Source organism: Flavonifractor porci (assembly GCF_037572415.1).
GTDB lineage: Bacteria > Bacillota > Clostridia > Oscillospirales > Oscillospiraceae > Flavonifractor > Flavonifractor porci.
In genome coordinates, this window is sequence record NZ_JBBHLB010000018.1 from 1 (window position 1) to 16,347 (window position 16,347).

Here is a 16,347-nt window from a genome sequence, read left to right on the forward strand (position 1 = left end):
TTCTTTGTGCAGTTGGCAGACCGCACTTTTATTATAGCAAAGGGAGTTTTTTTATCACTTTCATCGCCATAGGCTTTTTGCTACCACTCGCCTAGCGAGTGGTTTTCTTTATACAAAAAGGGGACTGCCGCCTTTGCGGCAGTCCCCTTTTGTGTCCGGCGCATTGTGCGGAAGCGGTAAATATGCTATAATCTCACCACTGATCAAAAAGGAGGGAGTACTATGCTCAAGCTGCTGCTGGGCCGGTCGGGCGCCGGTAAGACTCATGCCATGCTCACAGCCATTGGACGAGCCTCGCGGCCCCAGGTCCTCATTGTGCCTGAGCAGCACTCCCATGACATGGAGCGGCAGCTGTGCGCCATTGGCGGTAACGCCATCTCCCTCCACGCCGAGGTGCTCTCCTTCACCCGGCTTGCTAACCGGGTGTTCTCTGCCCACGGCGGTCTGGCGGCGCCTGCTCTGGATCAGGGAGGCCGGCTGCTGCTGCTGTATACCGCCCTCAAGTCGGTGTCCGATCAGCTCAAAGTGTACCAGCGGCCCTCCCGCAAGCCCGCCTTCCTCAGCAGCCTTTTGGCCACAGTGGACGAGCTGAAAAGCTGCTGCATCAGCCCCGAACAGCTGTGGGAGGCAGGCAGCGACACCGGAGGCGGGGAGGGGGACAAGCTTACCGACCTCTCCCTCATCTTTGGCGCCTATGAGGCCATGACCGCCCAGCGGTGGGCCGACCCACGGGACAAGCTGACCCGGCTGGCCGAGCTTTTGGCCCGGACCAACTGGGCGGCAGGCCAGGACTTCTATGTGGATGCCTTTACCGACTTTACCCCCCAGGAGCGGCAGGTGCTTTCCGCCTTGCTGGACAAGGGAGCATCGGTGACGGTGGCTCTGACCTGCGATCAGCTGGAGGAGGACGAAGGGGGCACCGGCATCTTTTCCCCTGCCCGGCGTACCGCCCGGCAGTTGCTGCGGCTGGCCAAGGACCGGGGCGTGCCCGCTCAGGTGAAGGTGCTGACGGGGGATAAAACCGGCCGGACAGCCGCCCTGGCCCACCTGGAAGGGCAGCTGTTTGCGCCCCGGCCCGCCCCTCTGGAGGAGGGCGGGAAAGAAGTGACCCTCTTTACCGCCAATACCCCCTATTCCGAGGTAGAGTGGACGGCGGCGGAGATCCTGCGTCTGGTGCGGGAGGAGGGCTATCGCTTTCGGGATATCGCGGTGTGTGCCCGCAGCATGGAAGGGTATGGCCCTACCATCGAAACGGTATTTACCCGCTACGGGGTGCCGGTATTTCTCAGCCGCATGAGCGACATTCTGGAAAAACCCATCTTAACCTTCATTACCGCGGCCCTGGATACCGTATCCGGGGGCTACCGGTACGACGATCTCTTCCGCTGCCTCAAGACCGGCCTTACCGGTCTGAGTCAGGAGGACGTGGACCTGCTGGAGAACTACGCTCTGACCTGGAGCCTGGAGGGCAGTGCATGGACCGGCAAAAAGGACTGGACCAACCATCCCAAGGGCTACGGCCGCAAATTCACCGAGGAGGACACCGCCCTGCTGGAGCGGCTCAACGGCCTGCGGCGGCAGGTGACCGCTCCTCTGGAGGAGCTGCGGAAGCAGCCGGACAGGACAGGGAAGGGCCAGGCCATGGCCCTGTACCGCCTGCTGGAGGCCATGGGGGTACCCGAATGTCTTGCCCAGCGGACCCAGGAACTGCAAGAGCGGGATCAGGCCGCCCTGGCGGAGGAGTATGCCCAGCTGTGGGACATCCTGTGCGGCGGCCTGGAGCAGTGCGCTCAGATTTTGGGCGACACCCCCATGGAACTGGAGGAGTTTGCCCGGCTCTTTACCCTGGTGCTCTCCCAGTATGATGTGGGCGCTATCCCCGTGTCTCTGGACCGGGTGAACGCCGGGGAAATGCCCCGGCTGGCCCACAAAAGCTACCGTGCAGTGTTCCTGCTGGGGGCGGACGACGGAGCCATCCCGGCGGTGTCCCCCTCGCCCGGCCTGCTCAGCGACGACGACCGCAGCCTGTTGGCCTCCTATGGTTTGGAACCCGCCCCCCGGACGGGGGACAAGCTGTACCGGGAGATGACCATCGTCTATGAGACCTGCGCCCTGCCCCGGGAGAAGTTTTATGTCAGCTGGTCCGCTGCGGGAACTCAGGGGGAGGAGCACCGCCCCGCCTTCCTGGTATCCCGGCTGAGGGCGTTGCTGCCCAACCTACGCCGGGTGGAGGAGGGGAGACTGGATGGTTCCTTCCGTCTGGCGGCCCCGCGTCCCGCCCTGGAGCTGGCGGGTCGGTTTCCACAGGCGGCGGCAGCCCTCACTGCTCTGCCGGAATACGCCCCCCTGGTGGAACGTATGGCCTCTGCCGCACGCCGTGAGCGGGGGCGGCTGTCCCGCCCGGCGGTTGACGCGCTCTATGGGTGGCGGGTGCCCATGTCGGCCTCCCGGATGGACAAATACAAGGCCTGCCACTTCTCCTACTTCATGCAGTACGGCCTGAAGGCGGAACCCCGGCGGGCTGCTGGGTTCCAGGCCCCGGAATACGGCACCTTCATCCACTTCGTGCTGGAACACGTCCTCAAAGCCTGCCAGGAGCGGGGGGGCGTGAAGGAGGTGCCGCCCGAGGAACTGCGTGCTATTACCGATCAGGTGGTGGAGCAATATGTGCAGGAAGAGCTGGGGGGACTGGAGGGGGAGAGCCCCCGATTCCAGTACCTCTTCCGCCGCCTCCGTAAGTCGGTTTACGCCGTGGTGGACAACGTGGCCCAGGAGCTGCGTGCCTCCCAATTCCAGCCCATCTCCTTTGAATTGGGCTTCGGCAGCGGCAAGGATCTGCCTCCGGTGGAGCTGAACGTGGACGGGATCACCGTCAGCATCTCCGGCTTTGTGGACCGGGTGGATGGTTGGGTCCATGACGGGCGGCTCTACCTGCGCATCGTAGACTACAAGACGGGACGCAAGTCATTTGACTTGACAGACATCTGGCATGGAATGGGCCTTCAGATGCTGCTCTATCTTTTCACGCTAGAACGTGAGGGAAAAGAACTTTACAGTCAAGATGTGACAGGGGCTGGCGTTCTATATCTGCCCGCCAGAGACGCAGTGGTGGCGGGTAGCCGGGCCATGAGCGATGAGGCACGGCAAAAGAAGGTGGACGCTGAGCTGCGGCGTAAGGGCGTGGTGCTGGACGATCCCGCTGTGCTCACCGCCATGGAGGACCCGGAGGAGGGGCCCATCCGTTTCCTGCCTGTTCGGGTGAACAAGAATGGACAGATCACCGGTGAGGCTCTGGTGTCCGCCCAGCGGCTGGGCAAGCTGGCCCGGCATACCGACCACATCCTGCGGGAGATCGGCCAGGAGCTGGCGGCGGGCAACATCAACGCCGACCCCTTCTGGCGGGGCCCGGAGCACAACGCCTGCCAGTGGTGCGACTACGCCGCCGCCTGCCACTTTGAGGAGGGCAGAGGGAACGATAAAAAGCGGTGGCTGCCCACCGTCAAGGGCGAGGACTTCTGGGCGGCTGTGGAGCAGGAGAAAGACTGAGCGCCCCCAAGCATTTCCCGGGAAACCAGCTGTTTAATCCAAGCGGACAAAGATAAAATCCTGTTAAGGATCAAAAGAAAGGAATTATAACTGTATGGCGTTTTTTGGAAGCTTTTTGAGCAATACCAGCAACTTCCTTTACACCTATATCCTTATTGCCTTGCTGATCTTCGCGGGGCTCTACTTCACCATCCGGACCAGAGCCGTCCAGTTCCGCCTGTTCCCCGAGGCCATCCGGGTGCTGGGGGAGAAGAAGAAGGACGGCAAGGACATCTCCTCCTTCCAGGCTCTGATGATCTCCACCGCCTCCCGAGTGGGCACCGGCAACATCGCCGGTGTGGCCAATGCCATCATTGCCGCAACCCTCATCGGCGGCTACGGCGCGGTGTTCTGGATGTGGCTGCTGGCCCTCATCGGTGCGGCCTCTGCCTTTATTGAGAGCACTCTGGCCCAGTGCTACAAGGAGAAGCACGGGGAGAACTGGGTAGGCGGCCCGGCCTACTATATCCAGAAGGCCCTGGGAAGCCGGTTCTTCGGCGTGGTGTTCGCCGTGCTGCTCATCGCCTGCTTTGCCTACGGCTTCAATGCCCTCCAGGCCTATAACGCCGGCTCCGCCCTCCAGTATTATCTGCCCGACTATTCCAACAGCATCTGGCCCATGGTGGTGGGCGCGGTGCTGGCCATTCTCACCGGTGTGTGCATCTTCGGCGGCGTGAAGCGGATCAGCGCCATCACCTCCGGCATCGTGCCTGTGATGGCCGCCATCTATATTGCCCTGGGCCTGTTCATCACCATTAAGAACATCGGTCAGGTGCCCCACATGATCTCCCTGATCTTCTCCCAGGCCTTCGATCCCAAGGCCATGTTTGCCGGTATCGGCGCCTCCTGCATCATGCAGGGCATCAAGCGGGGCCTCTACTCCAACGAGGCCGGTATGGGCTCCGCCCCCAACGCCGCTGCCGCCGCCGACGTGTCCCACCCGGTGAAGCAGGGCCTGGTGCAGATGCTGTCCGTGTTCATCGACACCATTGTCATCTGCTCCACCACCGCCTTTATGCTACTGCTGTCCGGGGTGCCCATCGACGCCTACAGCGAGGGCATGAACTTTGTCCAGGCGGCGGTCCACGCCCAGGTGGGTTCCTTCGGCCCCATCTTCATCACCGTTTCTATTTTCCTCTTTGCCTTCAGCTCCCTGGTGGGCAACTACTACTACACCGAATCTAACTTCAAATTCATCCGAGACTCCAAGACCGGCCTGCTGATTTTCCGGCTCACCTGCGTGGCGGCCATTTTCATCGGCGCCCAGATGAATTTCTCCATGGTGTGGGATCTGGCCGATGTGCTCATGGGCCTGATGGCTCTGGTGAATCTGGTGGCCATCCTGCTGCTGGGCGGTAAGGCTCTGAAGGTGCTGAAAGATTATGTGAACCAGAAGAAGGCGGGTAAGAACCCGGTGTACCGCTACGAGGAGGTGGGCATCGGTGATCCCGAGATCTGGGACGAGGCCCATGCCCGCAAGTGGGAGAACTGATATTCTGTAAATGAAACCAGATCCGATGGAAAGGAGGGAACCAGATGGCCTTTTCTCTGACAGAAGAACAACAGGCGGCGGTAGACAACCGGGGGGGCGGCCTTCTGGTCTCCGCCGCGGCGGGCTCCGGTAAGACCCGGGTGCTGGTGGAGCGTCTGCTGGCCAGGGTGGAAGAGGGGGCCGACGTGGACCGCTTCCTGGTCATCACCTACACCAAAGCCGCCGCCGCCGAGCTGCGGAGCCGCATTGTGGAGGAGCTGTCCGACCGGCTGGCCCTGCGGCCCACCGACGGCCACCTGCGCCGCCAGGCCACCCTGGTGTACAAGGCGGGTATCTCCACCATCCACGCCTTCTGCGCCCAGCTGCTGCGGGAGTGCGGCCACCTGCTGGATCTGGACCCGGATTTCCGGCTGTGCGACGAGGGGGAGGCGGGCATCCTCATGCTCCGCGCCCTCAACGATGCGCTGGACAGGCGCTATGAGTCCATGGAGGCAGACTTTGCCCAGTTGGTGGACACCATGTCCGCCGGGCGGGACGACCAGCGCCTTGTCCAGATCGTGCTGGATATCCGGGGCCGGGTCCAGGCCCACCCCAATCCAACAGTCTGGTTGCAGGAGCAGGAGCGTACCTTTGCTCTGAAGGGGGTGACCGATCCTGTCCAGACACCTTGGGGAAAGCTGCTGCTGACCGACGCCGCCGGGCAGGCCGCTTATTGGCGACGGCGGATGGAGGAGGCACGGGACCTGTGCGAGCGGGACGCCAACCTGCTGGCCAACTATGGGGACAGTGTGGCTCAGACCGCCCAGGCCTTACAGCAGTTTGAGGAGGCGGCCAGCCAGGGCTGGGATGCTGCTCGGGCCCTGCTGCCCATTCCCTTCCCCACGGTGGGCCGGAAGAAGATGGTGGACGACCCCGCCGCTGTGGAGCGGGTGAAGGCCATCCGTACCGCCTGCAAAAAGCGGCTGGAGAAGCTGGAGGATTGGTTTGCCGACAGTGGGGACGACCTGCTGGCCGACCTGCGGACGGTGTACCCCGCCATGCGGGGGTTGTTTGCCCTGGTGCGGGACTTTGAGACGGCCTATGCCGCCGAGAAGGCCCGGCGTGGGCTGGTGGACTTCTCCGACCTGGAACATATGGCGGTACGCCTGCTGGTGGGCGAGGACGGCAAGCCCACCGAGCTGGCCCGCCAGTGGAGCACCCGGTACGATGAGATCATGGTGGACGAGTACCAGGATACCAACGAGGTACAGAACGCCATTTTCTCCGCCCTGTCCAAAGACGGCACCAATCTGTTTATGGTGGGCGATGTGAAGCAGTCCATCTACCGCTTCCGGCTGGCCGACCCCACCATCTTCCTGGGCAAATATCGGTCTTTCAAGCCCTACACCGAGGCAGGGGAGGGGGAGGAGCGGCGGGTCATCCTGTCACGCAACTTCCGTTCCCGACCTGAGGTGCTGGAGGGGTGCAACGACCTGTTCCGGGCCGTCATGTCGGTGCCCTTCGGGGAAATGGAGTATTCTGACGATCAGGCCCTCTACCCCGGCGCTCCTTTCCAGCCGGACTCCACCTACTGCGTGGAGCTGGACGCTCTGGACGGGGATATTGATGGAGAAGAGGGAGCGGAGAAGGTAAGCCGGGACCTGTTGGAGGCCCGGTTTGCCGCCCGCCGCATCCGGGACCTGCTGGACCAAAACTTCCCTGTCTCCGATGGGGAGGGGGGCACCCGGCCGGTGCGTCCCTCCGATATCGTGATTCTGCTCCGCTCTCCCAACACAGTGCTGCGCCACTATGCCCGGGCTCTGGGAGAGCGGGACATCCTATGGGAGGCCGAGGGAGGCGGAGACTTCTTCGGCTCCACCGAGATCTCGGTTGCCCTGTCCCTGCTCCAGATCGTGGACAATCCCCGGCAGGATGTGCCTCTCATCTCGGTACTGCGCTCCCCGGTGTACGGCTTCTCTGCCGACCGGCTGGCCCAGATCCGCTCAGCCAGCCCGGATACCGACTTTTACGCTGCCCTGGTTGCCGCCGACGGGGAGGACAGTCGTGCCTTCCTGGCTGAGCTGGACGACCTGCGGTTTGGGTCAGGGGACATGAGCAGCCATCAGCTGCTGTGGCACATCTATGACCGCACCAATCTGCTGGGCATCTTCGGCGCCATGGGGGAGGGAGAGACCCGGCAGGGCAACCTGCTGGCCCTGGCAGAGCTGGCCCGGCAGTTTGAGGGGGCAGGCCACAAGGGCCTGTTCCGGTTCCTCACCTACCTGACCCGGCTGCGAGAGAACGGAAACACCCTGATGCCTCCCGCCCCCGGCCGCATCGGCGGCGGAGTGCGTATTATGAGTATCCACAAGTCCAAGGGCCTGGAGTTTCCGGTGGTGCTGCTGTGCGGTCTGGCCCGGCGGCTCAACCGGGAGGACATGAGCCGCCCCATCCTGTTCCACCCCAAGCTGGGGGTGGGCCCCAAGGGTCTAGACGTGGAGCGGGGCATTGAATACCCCATCCTGGCCCGGATGGCGGTGGCCCGTCAGCTGGAGCGGGAGATGATGGCGGAGGAGCTGCGGCTTTTATATGTGGCCATGACCCGTGCCAAAGAGAAACTGATCCTGTCGGTGGCTCTCACCGGCGGAGGAAAGGATCTGGAGAAGCTGGCAGGGGACGCAGGTGATCCGGTGGACCCCCAGGTGCTGCTGGCCTGTCAGAGTGTGGGCCAATGGGTGCTGCTCCATGCCCTGTGCCGCCCCGAGGCGGGAGCCCTCCGCCGGGCAGCGGGACAGGACGTGGCGTTCTTGGATACCTCCTTCGGCCCGGCATGGGACATTCGGTTTGTAGATGGAACGCCTTTGGCTCAGACGCCGCCCCGCCGCTGGACAGCCCCGAAGCGGGGGCCGGAAGAGGAAGAAGACGGGGAGGAGCTGACCGACCGGCTGCGCTGGATCTATCCCCACGGGGAGGAGGTGGCCATCCCCTCCAAGCTCACCGCCACCCAACTGAAAGGGCGGGCATTAGATGAGGAGGCGGCGGAGGAGGCCCCACGGCCCTCCAGGCCCCTCAGCTTCGGTCGTCCCCGGTTTGCCGCCGAGGAGCTGGGCCTCACCGCCGCCCAGCAGGGCACCGCTCTCCATCAGGTGCTCCAGTACATCGACTTTGAGCAGGCTGAGACGGTGGAAGGGGTGCAGGCCGAGATCGCCCGGCTGGTGGAGGGACAGTACATCACCCCCCAGCAGGGGGAGGTCGTGGACCCGGCCCCCATCGCCGCCTTCTTCCAGTCGGACTTGGGGCAGCAGATGCTCTCCTCCGTTTCCCTGCGGCGGGAGTTCAAGTTCTCCATTCTGGAGCCTGCCAACCGCTACTATCCCCAGGCGGGGGAGGGGGAGCGGGTGCTCTTCCAGGGCGTGGTGGACTGCTACTATGAGACTCTGGAGGGCATCACGGTGGTGGACTTCAAGACCGATCGGGTGACCAAGCGCTCCGTGGCGGAGCGGGCGGAGCACTACCGCCCTCAGCTGGAGGCCTACAGCCGGGCCCTGGAGGAGATCACCGGCAAACAGGTGATTCGTAGGGTGTTGTGGTTCTTCTCGCTGAACCAGAGTGTGGATCTGTAGCAATTTGAAAATTTCTGAAAAAAACGGTTGCAATCCACCAGTCTTTGTGCTATCATATTCTAGCGTTTATAAGGCGTGGAGGTTTGCTGCGCCGCTTCATCCGGAACGAGAAAGAGGTGAACACAACAATGAAGGAAGGCATCCATCCCAGCTACGAGCAGACCACCATCAAGTGTGCCTGCGGTAATGTGATCGAGACCGGCTCTACCAAGAAGGACATCCGCGTGGAAGTTTGCTCCAAGTGTCACCCCTTCTTTACTGGCAAGCAGAAGATGGTGGATACTGGCGGACGTGTCAGCCGCTTCAACAAGAAGTTCGGCCTGGACAAGTAAGTTCGTATGCAAGGGGGCCCGTACCGGTTTCGGTACGGGCCCTTTTTCGTTATTGCTGCCCTTGCTGGCGAATATCCGTCCCCGGCAGGAACAGCACCTTTCTTTTTTGGAGAGAGATACATATAATATAGAGTAAAGACAACAGGAGGTGCGCGCCATGTTTGAAAAAATTGACCCCAAGGCGTTGGATCAGAACGTCTTTTCCCTGATCGGGGATCAGTGGATGCTCATTACCGCCGGCACCAAGGAACAGTGCAACACCATGACCGCCAGCTGGGGCGGCCTGGGGGTGCTGTGGGGCAAGCCGGTGGCCACCGTATACATCCGGCCCCAGCGGTACACCCTGGAATTTGTGGAGCGGGAGAACACCTTCACCCTGTGCTTCTTTGGTGAGGCGTACCGGAAGGCCCTGGCCCTGTGCGGCTCCAAGAGCGGCCGGGATATGGATAAGGTGAAGGAGTGCGGCTTCACGGTTGCCGCCGCGGAGGGCGCTCCCTACTTTGAGGAGGCCGACCTGGTGCTGGTGTGCAAGAAGGCCTACTGGCAGGACATGGACCCCACCCACTTCCTGGACGGGGAAATTGATAGCAAGTGGTACCCTGAGAAGGATTATCACCGCATCTTCATTGGTGAGATCCTGGAGGTTTTAAGGAAAGTATAATGTAGGGGCGCACCCTGCGCCCATCGGAGGACACATGACAGAAAACCAAGAGAAAAAAGCCATCAACCGGGCAGTGCTGGTGGGCCTCAACGCCCACTGCCTGTCCGAGGCGGAAAATGCCGACGATTCCTCCATGGAGGAACTGGCCGACCTGCTGGAGACAGCGGGCGGCGAGTGCGTGGGCACCGTGTTTCAGAATAAGGATACCCCCGATCCCCGTACCTTCATCGGCGAGGGCAAGGTGGCGGAGGTAAAAGAGCTGGTGGACGCCATGGGGGCGGACATGGTTATCGTGGACAACCCCCTGTCTCCCTCCCAGCAGCGTGCCCTGTCCGAGGACCTGAAGGTGCAGGTGCTGGACCGGGCGGCCCTCATTCTGGATATCTTCGCCCAGCGGGCCCGCACCAAGGAGGGCCGCCTCCAGGTGGAGCTGGCCCAGTATCAGTATCTGCTGCCCCGTCTGCTGGGTATGTGGACCCATCTGGAGCGGCAGGAGGGCGCCATCGGCACCCGCGGCCCCGGCGAGACCCAGCTGGAGACCGACCGGCGGCACATCCGCCGAAAGATCCAGAAGCTGCGGGACGAGCTGGATCAGGTACGGCGGGTGCGCTCCACCCAGCGGGCCCGGCGGGAAAAGAACGAGGTGCCGGTGGTGGCCATCGTGGGCTACACCAACGCAGGCAAGTCCACCCTGCTCAACAAGCTGACTGGGGCGGACATCCCCGCCAACAACCGGCTTTTTGATACCCTGGACACCACCACCCGCACCCTGGAGATCTCCGACACCTGTACGGTGCTCCTCAGCGACACGGTAGGCTTCATCCGCAAGCTGCCCCACCATCTGGTGGAGGCCTTTAAGGCCACCCTGGAGGAGCTGTCCTATGCCGACCTGCTGCTCCACGTCATCGACACCTCCAACCCGGAGTGGCGGGAGCAGGCCGAGGTGGTGGAGAAGCTGATCTGTGAGCTGGGGGCGGAGCAGACCCCCCGCATCGACGTGTTCAACAAGATCGACCGCTGCCCCAGCGAGATTCTGCCCCACGGGGAGGACATCGTGTCCATCTCCGCCAAAACCGGACAGGGGCTGGACGAGCTTCTCGGCAAGATCGGCGACCGGCTGGACACCGGTGCCCACCGGGTGGTGCTCCACATCCCCTACGATAAGGGCGGCATTGTGGACCTGCTCCACCGGGAGGCCAAGGTGGAGCGGGTAGACTACGGCGAGTCCATCGAGGTGGAGGCCGTGTGTACCCCCATCCAGCTGGGCCGACTGAAGGACTATATTGTGTCCGGCTGGACACCCCCCAAGGAGTTTTGGGAAGACTAGGGCGCGGGCATTTTCTGCGGAAAATGCGTCGCTTCGCTTCAAACCGCGCCTTCCAGGGGGAACCAGTTCCCCCTAGATACGCGCCGTAAACGGCGCGATACCCCCTCCGCTCTCCGAGGGGTTTTAAATGTTTTCAATATGAGGAGGAACCGCTATGCAGCCACTGGAAACCGAGCGCCTGCTGCTGCGACCCTTTACCGAGGAGGACGCGGCCGGTTTGTATGCCTATGCCAGCCACCCGGAGGTGGGCCCCTGGGCGGGGTGGAAGCCCCACGCCGACGAGGCGGAGAGCTTACGGGTAATCCGCGAGATCTTCCTGCCCTCTGACACCCTGGCGGTGATCCGGAAGTCCGACGGGCGGCTCATCGGCTCCGCCGGGTTTGTGGGAAAGCACCGCACTGAGCTGGGTACCCCCAGCGAGGAGGTGGGCTACTCCCTGGCCCGGGACTGCTGGGGCCAGGGGCTGATCCCTGAGGCGGTGGAGGCCATCCTCCGCCATTCCTTTGCGGATCTGGGCTATACCGCCATCTGGGCCGCCTACTACGATGGCAACCGCAAATCCAAGCGGGTGATGCAGAAGTGCGGCATGACCTACCGCCTGTCCCGGGTGGAGCCGGTAGAGCAGCTCAATGAGACCCGCCTGGCCCACTACTTTGCCATCACCAGAAGGGAGTGGGAGGCCAGATGACCGAATACTACATTCCCACCGCCCCCTCGGAGACCGAATTTGTGGAGAAGCGCTCCCGGTTCATCGGCCATGTCTGGCCGGTGGAGAGCGAGGAGGAGGCCCGTGAGTACATCGAGGCCATGAAGAAGAAGTATTACGACGCCCGCCACAACTGCTGGTGCTACCGTATCAAGGAGGGGGGCGTGGAGCGCTACTCCGACGACGGAGAGCCTCAGGGTACCGCCGGACAGCCCATGCTCAACGTGTTCCAGCGGGAGGAGGTCACCAATGTATGCTGTGTGGTGACCCGCTACTTCGGCGGGGTGCTGCTGGGTGCGGGGGGCCTGGTGCGGGCCTATACTCAAAGCGCCAAGGACGCCCTGGACGCCGCCGGGATCTCGGTGGTGCGCCGGTGGGTGGAACTTGCGGTGAGTTGTCCCTACTCCTTTTTCGAGCGGGTGCGTCAGGAGGCCGAGGCCCAGGGGGGCGTGGTGGGAGAAATCGAGTACGCCGCCGACGTCACCGTCCATGTGCTGCTGCCGGAGGAGAACACCGAGGCCTTCGCCGCCCGACTTACCGAGCTGACTGCCGGAGGAGTGGCTCCCGTGACCTTGGGAGAAGCCTTCCGGGCAGTGCCCATCAAATAAAAGCAAAAGCGTCCCCACGGCAACGCCGTGGGGACGCTTTCTAATTACTGGTCAGCAGCAGGAGATCTTTGGAGGGCAGTTCCAGCCACAGGGGATTATGGATGGCCAGAGCGGCCCAGCGGTCCTTCTCCAGCTCGATACGCAGCCGGGAAAAGCCCTGGCTGCCGCCGGGGGTGGACAGCATAACCACTGTGGAAAATACGTTCTCCACCACCTGCTCCACCCGGCAGGGCAGCCGGTTAGGGCCGGGCCCCTCCACGGGCCTGATGTAGTGGGCCCGGACGCCGATGTGGGTCAGCCCCTCCGGCAGCGGCTGGCCCGGGTCCAGGATGATTCCCCAGTCCAGAGCCTCTGCCTTGCCGTCCGCTGTGGCCTTGGCACGGGACACGTTCTTGCAGCCGGACAGCAGGCAGGCCGACAAGGTCCGGGGAGCCTCAAAGAGTTCATGTACCGGCATCATGGCCTGGGAGCGGCCATGATCCAGCACACATACCTGCTGACAGAGGTGCTGCACCTCATCCCGGTTATGGGTGACAAAGAGCACAGGCCCGGAGAAGGCAGAGAGAATGTCAGCCAGTTCCAGTTCCACCTGCCACTTCAGATAGCTGTCCAGAGCGGAGAAGGGCTCGTCCAGCAGCAGCACCTCCGGCTGGCTGGCCAGGATGCGGGCCAGGGCCACCCGCTGCTGCTGGCCACCGGACAACTGCCGGGGATATTTGCGCTCCTGCCCCTCCAGGTAGAAAGAGGAGATCAGACGGCTTACCGTTTCCTTCCGGGCGGCTTTGTCCTGCACGCCCACGGCGATGTTCTGCGCCACTGTCATGTTGGGGAAGAGGGCGTAATTCTGGAAGAGGTAGCCTACCCGCCGCTTCTGGGGGGGCAGGTCAATGCGGCGCTCCGAGTCGAAGAGTACCCTGTCGTCCAGTACAATGCGGCCCCGGTCGGGCTTCTCAATGCCGGCAATGCACTTGAGGGTAAGGCTCTTGCCGCAGCCGGAGGCACCCAGCAGGCCGGTGACCTGGCTGCTCTCCGTCTCAAAGGCGCAATCCAGCTGGAACTTGCCAAAATCCTTGTGGATATCCACCTGTAACCGCATCATTCCACCTCCCCGGAGACAGGAACGGCCCGGCGGCGGGGCCGGCGGTCTTTTTTCTCCAGCATATTGACACACAGCAGCACCACGGCGGAGATGGCCAGGTTGATAAGCACCCACCGCATGGCCCCGGCATCGTCGCCGGTGCGCCACAGCTGGTACACCGTGGTGGAGATGGTAGCCGTCTTGCCGGGGGTGTACCCGGCGATCATGGCGGTGGCACCGTATTCACCCAGGGCCCGGGCGAAGGCCAGCACGGTGCCTGCGATGATGCCCTGCTTGCAGTAGGGCATCATGACCCGCCAGAAGATCCAGGCGTTGGATTTGCCCAGGGTACGGGCGGCGTGGGCCAGAGTGACGTCAAAGGATTCGAAGGCGCCTCGTGCCGTGCGGTACATCAGGGGAAAGGCCACCACCGCCGAGGCAAAGATGGCCGAGTACCACACCATGGTCAGTCGCAGGTCAAAGACCTCCAGAAACCACAGCCCAACGGCCCGCTTGGGCCCCAGCAGCCGCAGCAGGAAATAGCCTACCACGGTGGGGGGGAGGACCAGGGGGAGGGTGAGCACCACGTCCAGCACGCCCTTTACCAGCCGGGGCAGCTTGGCCACATAGTAGGCCGCCAGAATGCCCAGGAAGAAGATGAGCACAGTGGAAATGGCGGCAATGCGCAGGGAATTCAAAAGGGGATAGAGATCCAGAACCAATCACCTGCCTTAAGATTAGAAAATGGGCCTGCCGCCGTGGCGGCAGGCCCTCATGCTTACTGGATCACGGTGAAGCCCACGCCCTCCAGCACGGCGATGGCGTCGGCGTCGGTGTGCAGATAGTCCAGGAAGGCCTGTGCGGCGGCCTGGCTGGCCTCGCTGCCGCCGCACTTCATGACGGCAGCGGGATAGATGACCTGATCACACATCTCGGCGGTGGCCTGATCCACCACGGTCAGCTCATAGGTAAAGGCGTCGGTGGCGTAGATGATGCCGCAGTCCACGGCCCCCTCCTTTACCTGATTGGCTACCTCAGACACGTTAGAGGCATAGGTCACCTTGCCGGCGTCCTCCAGAGCGGTGATGTCGATGCCCAGAGTGTCCAGGATCTGGAGGGAGTAGGCTCCCACGGGCACGTCGTCGTTGCCCAGGCAGAGCAGGGACAGCTTGTCGCTGGCCAGATCGGAGAAGGACTGGATGTCCTTGGGGTTGTCGACAGGCACCGCCAGTACCACCTTGTTCTCCACGAAGTTGATGCGGGTGTCGGACTGCACGAAGTCCAGACCCTGGTTGGTGCCAGTGGTATCGGCGCTGTCCAACTGATTCATCTGCTTCTGGGCGGCGGAGATAAACAGGTCGCACACCGCGCCCTCCTCGATCTGGGTCTTGAGGGTGCCGGAGGAGTCGAAGGTAAAGGTGAGCTTCACGTTGGGAGCCACCTCTTTGTACAGGTCGGCGATCTGGGTGAGGGTGGCCTCCATGGAGGCGGCGGCAAATACCACCACTTCAACCTCCTCGGTCTGGGCGGGGGTGTTGCTGTTTTGGGCGGGGCTCTGGGCAGCACCAGGATTGCCGCCGCCGCAGGCGGCCAGAGCCAGGCTCATGGACAAGGCCAGCAGAAGGGCAAGCACTTTTTTCATGTTGAAAACTCCTTTACAAATACGGTAGGCATATCCGTTTCCAGATATACCCCGGCCCGCCGCCATGGCTTCCGCTTTAGGCGATACAGGCTCGAAGTGATGGGACAGGGATCAGTCCTCCACAGCCACCATGACGGAAGTGGCTTTGATGACGGCGTAAGCAGTGCCGCCTACTTTCAGGCCAAGTTCCTGAATGGATGCCATGGAGATGGTGGAGGTAATGACATTGCCGCCGCCGATGTCGATCTTGACAATGCCGTTGACAGCCCCCTCCTGAATGGATACCACGGTGCCTTTCAGCTGGTTTCTCGCGCTGAGTTTCATTGTAGTCCTCCTTTCTTCTTTGGTCTTATTCCGGACTCCGGAAAACGGAGTGGGAACCGGGTTTATCGGGCGCAGTTATTGGCAGTACCCCTTAAAATCTCCAGACCGTGGGCCAGAGAGGGGAGAATAAACTCCAGGCACTCCCGCACCGCCTTGGGGCTGCCGGGCAGGTTGACCATGAGCGTCTGTTTGCGGATGCCCGCCGCCGCCCGGCTCAGCATGGCCCGGGGAGTGATCTGGAGGGACTGCCACCGCATGGCCTCAGCAATGCCGGGGGCGGGGCGCTCAGTGACTGAAAGGGTGGCCTCTGGTGTGAGATCGGTGGGGGAGAAGCCGGTGCCGCCGGTGGTGAGGATCAGGTCGGCCAGGTCGTTGTCGCACAGCTGTTTTAACTCGCTGCCCAGAGGCTCCATGCCGTCGGGCAGCAGAGCGGTGTGGACCACCTCATAGCCTGCCGCCTCCACCATTTCCTGGATCATGGGACCGCTCTTGTCCTCCCGCTGTCCGGCATAGCCGGAGTCGCTGAGGGTGATGATGGCTACCCGCATACTCAGCCCTCCTCCATGATGGTGAGAGTATCGCCCACCGAGATGGTGCCCCCATGGAGCACCTTGGTAAACACGCCCTCCCGGGGCATGATGCAGTCTCCCATGACCTTGTAGATCTCACAGTGGGCATGGCACTGTTTGCCCACCTGAGTCAGCTCCAGTACCACATCGTTGCACTGGAACTTGGTGCCGATGGGCAGGGCTTTGAAGTCGTAGCCCTCCACCACCAGGTTTTCCCCGAAAGCGCCGTCGTCCACCACGGCGCCTCTGGCCCGGAAGGCCTCTACCTGCTCGTGGGACAGGAGGGACACCTGCCGGTGCCACTTGCCGGCATGGGCATCCCCCTGGATGCCCCAGTCCTCCACAAACTGGGCGGAGCCCACATTCTTCTTCTGGGTGCCCTTCTGTTCACTGATACAGACAGCGATCACTTTGCCCATGG

At 62.7% G+C, this 16,347-nt stretch carries 14 protein-coding genes and 1 riboswitch; of the genes, 8 read left to right on the forward strand and 6 right to left on the reverse strand.

The genetic code is table 11. The features are described from left to right. The first annotated feature begins 222 nt into the window (after nucleotides 1–222). From WHJ28_RS13545 to WHJ28_RS13580, 8 genes are all read left to right on the forward strand, one after another. Nucleotides 223–3,546, forward strand: a complete 3,324-nt coding sequence (locus WHJ28_RS13545; protein WP_340042594.1) for a PD-(D/E)XK nuclease family protein — start codon at nucleotides 223–225, stop codon at nucleotides 3,544–3,546. Nucleotides 3,547–3,640: 94 nt separating this feature from the next. Continuing rightward, nucleotides 3,641–5,077: an alanine/glycine:cation symporter family protein gene (locus WHJ28_RS13550; protein ID WP_340042595.1), complete on the forward strand. Its 1,437-nt coding sequence runs from the start codon at nucleotides 3,641–3,643 to the stop codon at nucleotides 5,075–5,077. Nucleotides 5,078–5,121: 44 nt separating this feature from the next. Further along, nucleotides 5,122–8,679: a helicase-exonuclease AddAB subunit AddA gene (gene addA / locus WHJ28_RS13555; RefSeq protein WP_340042596.1), complete on the forward strand. Its 3,558-nt coding sequence runs from the start codon at nucleotides 5,122–5,124 to the stop codon at nucleotides 8,677–8,679. Between the two features lie 128 nt (nucleotides 8,680–8,807). Next, entirely contained in the window at nucleotides 8,808–9,011 is a 204-nt protein-coding gene (gene rpmE / locus WHJ28_RS13560) for a 50S ribosomal protein L31 (protein ID WP_340042597.1), read from the forward strand. Nucleotides 9,012–9,168: 157 nt separating this feature from the next. Further along, nucleotides 9,169–9,672 carry a flavin reductase family protein gene (locus WHJ28_RS13565; protein WP_340042598.1) on the forward strand — a complete coding sequence of 168 codons (504 nt, stop codon included), beginning with the start codon at nucleotides 9,169–9,171 and terminating at the stop codon, nucleotides 9,670–9,672. 34 nt (nucleotides 9,673–9,706) lie between these two features. Continuing rightward, nucleotides 9,707–10,999 (forward strand): GTPase HflX, encoded by a 1,293-nt coding sequence (gene hflX / locus WHJ28_RS13570; RefSeq protein ID WP_340042599.1) that lies wholly within the window; start codon nucleotides 9,707–9,709, stop codon nucleotides 10,997–10,999. Between the two features lie 154 nt (nucleotides 11,000–11,153). Continuing rightward, a complete protein-coding gene (locus WHJ28_RS13575; RefSeq protein ID WP_340042600.1) occupies nucleotides 11,154–11,687 on the forward strand; it encodes a GNAT family N-acetyltransferase in 534 nt (177 codons plus the stop codon). Beyond that, on the forward strand, nucleotides 11,684–12,313 hold the full coding sequence (locus WHJ28_RS13580) for a YigZ family protein (RefSeq protein WP_340042601.1): 630 nt from the start codon (nucleotides 11,684–11,686) through the stop codon (nucleotides 12,311–12,313). The genes WHJ28_RS13575 and WHJ28_RS13580 overlap by 4 nt, the downstream gene beginning before the upstream one ends. Before the next feature lie 40 nt (nucleotides 12,314–12,353). Here WHJ28_RS13580 and WHJ28_RS13585 read toward each other — a convergent pair whose 3' ends face one another. The 6 genes from WHJ28_RS13585 to WHJ28_RS13610 all read right to left on the reverse strand — a co-directional run bounded on the left by WHJ28_RS13585 (nucleotide 12,354) and on the right by WHJ28_RS13610 (nucleotide 16,345). Then, nucleotides 12,354–13,412 carry a sulfate/molybdate ABC transporter ATP-binding protein gene (locus WHJ28_RS13585; RefSeq protein WP_340042602.1) on the reverse strand — a complete coding sequence of 353 codons (1,059 nt, stop codon included), beginning with the start codon at nucleotides 13,410–13,412 and terminating at the stop codon, nucleotides 12,354–12,356. Beyond that, nucleotides 13,409–14,107, reverse strand: coding sequence for a molybdate ABC transporter permease subunit (gene modB, locus WHJ28_RS13590; RefSeq protein WP_340042653.1), 699 nt, complete (start codon nucleotides 14,105–14,107; stop codon nucleotides 13,409–13,411). Before modB ends, WHJ28_RS13585 begins: the two co-directional genes overlap by 4 nt. Before the next feature lie 62 nt (nucleotides 14,108–14,169). After that, on the reverse strand, nucleotides 14,170–15,033 hold the full coding sequence (gene modA, locus WHJ28_RS13595) for a molybdate ABC transporter substrate-binding protein (protein ID WP_340042603.1): 864 nt from the start codon (nucleotides 15,031–15,033) through the stop codon (nucleotides 14,170–14,172). Beyond that, a riboswitch (molybdenum cofactor riboswitch) is annotated at nucleotides 15,027–15,142 on the reverse strand. Its footprint overlaps the gene before it by 7 nt. A 2-nt stretch (nucleotides 15,143–15,144) precedes the next feature. Continuing rightward, nucleotides 15,145–15,357, reverse strand: coding sequence for a TOBE domain-containing protein (locus tag WHJ28_RS13600; RefSeq protein ID WP_340042604.1), 213 nt, complete (start codon nucleotides 15,355–15,357; stop codon nucleotides 15,145–15,147). A gap of 62 nt (nucleotides 15,358–15,419) precedes the next feature. Then, a complete protein-coding gene (locus WHJ28_RS13605) occupies nucleotides 15,420–15,905 on the reverse strand; it encodes a MogA/MoaB family molybdenum cofactor biosynthesis protein (protein ID WP_340042605.1) in 486 nt (161 codons plus the stop codon). Nucleotides 15,906–15,907: 2 nt separating this feature from the next. After that, nucleotides 15,908–16,345, reverse strand: coding sequence for an MOSC domain-containing protein (locus WHJ28_RS13610; protein WP_340042606.1), 438 nt, complete (start codon nucleotides 16,343–16,345; stop codon nucleotides 15,908–15,910). Nucleotides 16,346–16,347: the final 2 nt, after the last annotated feature.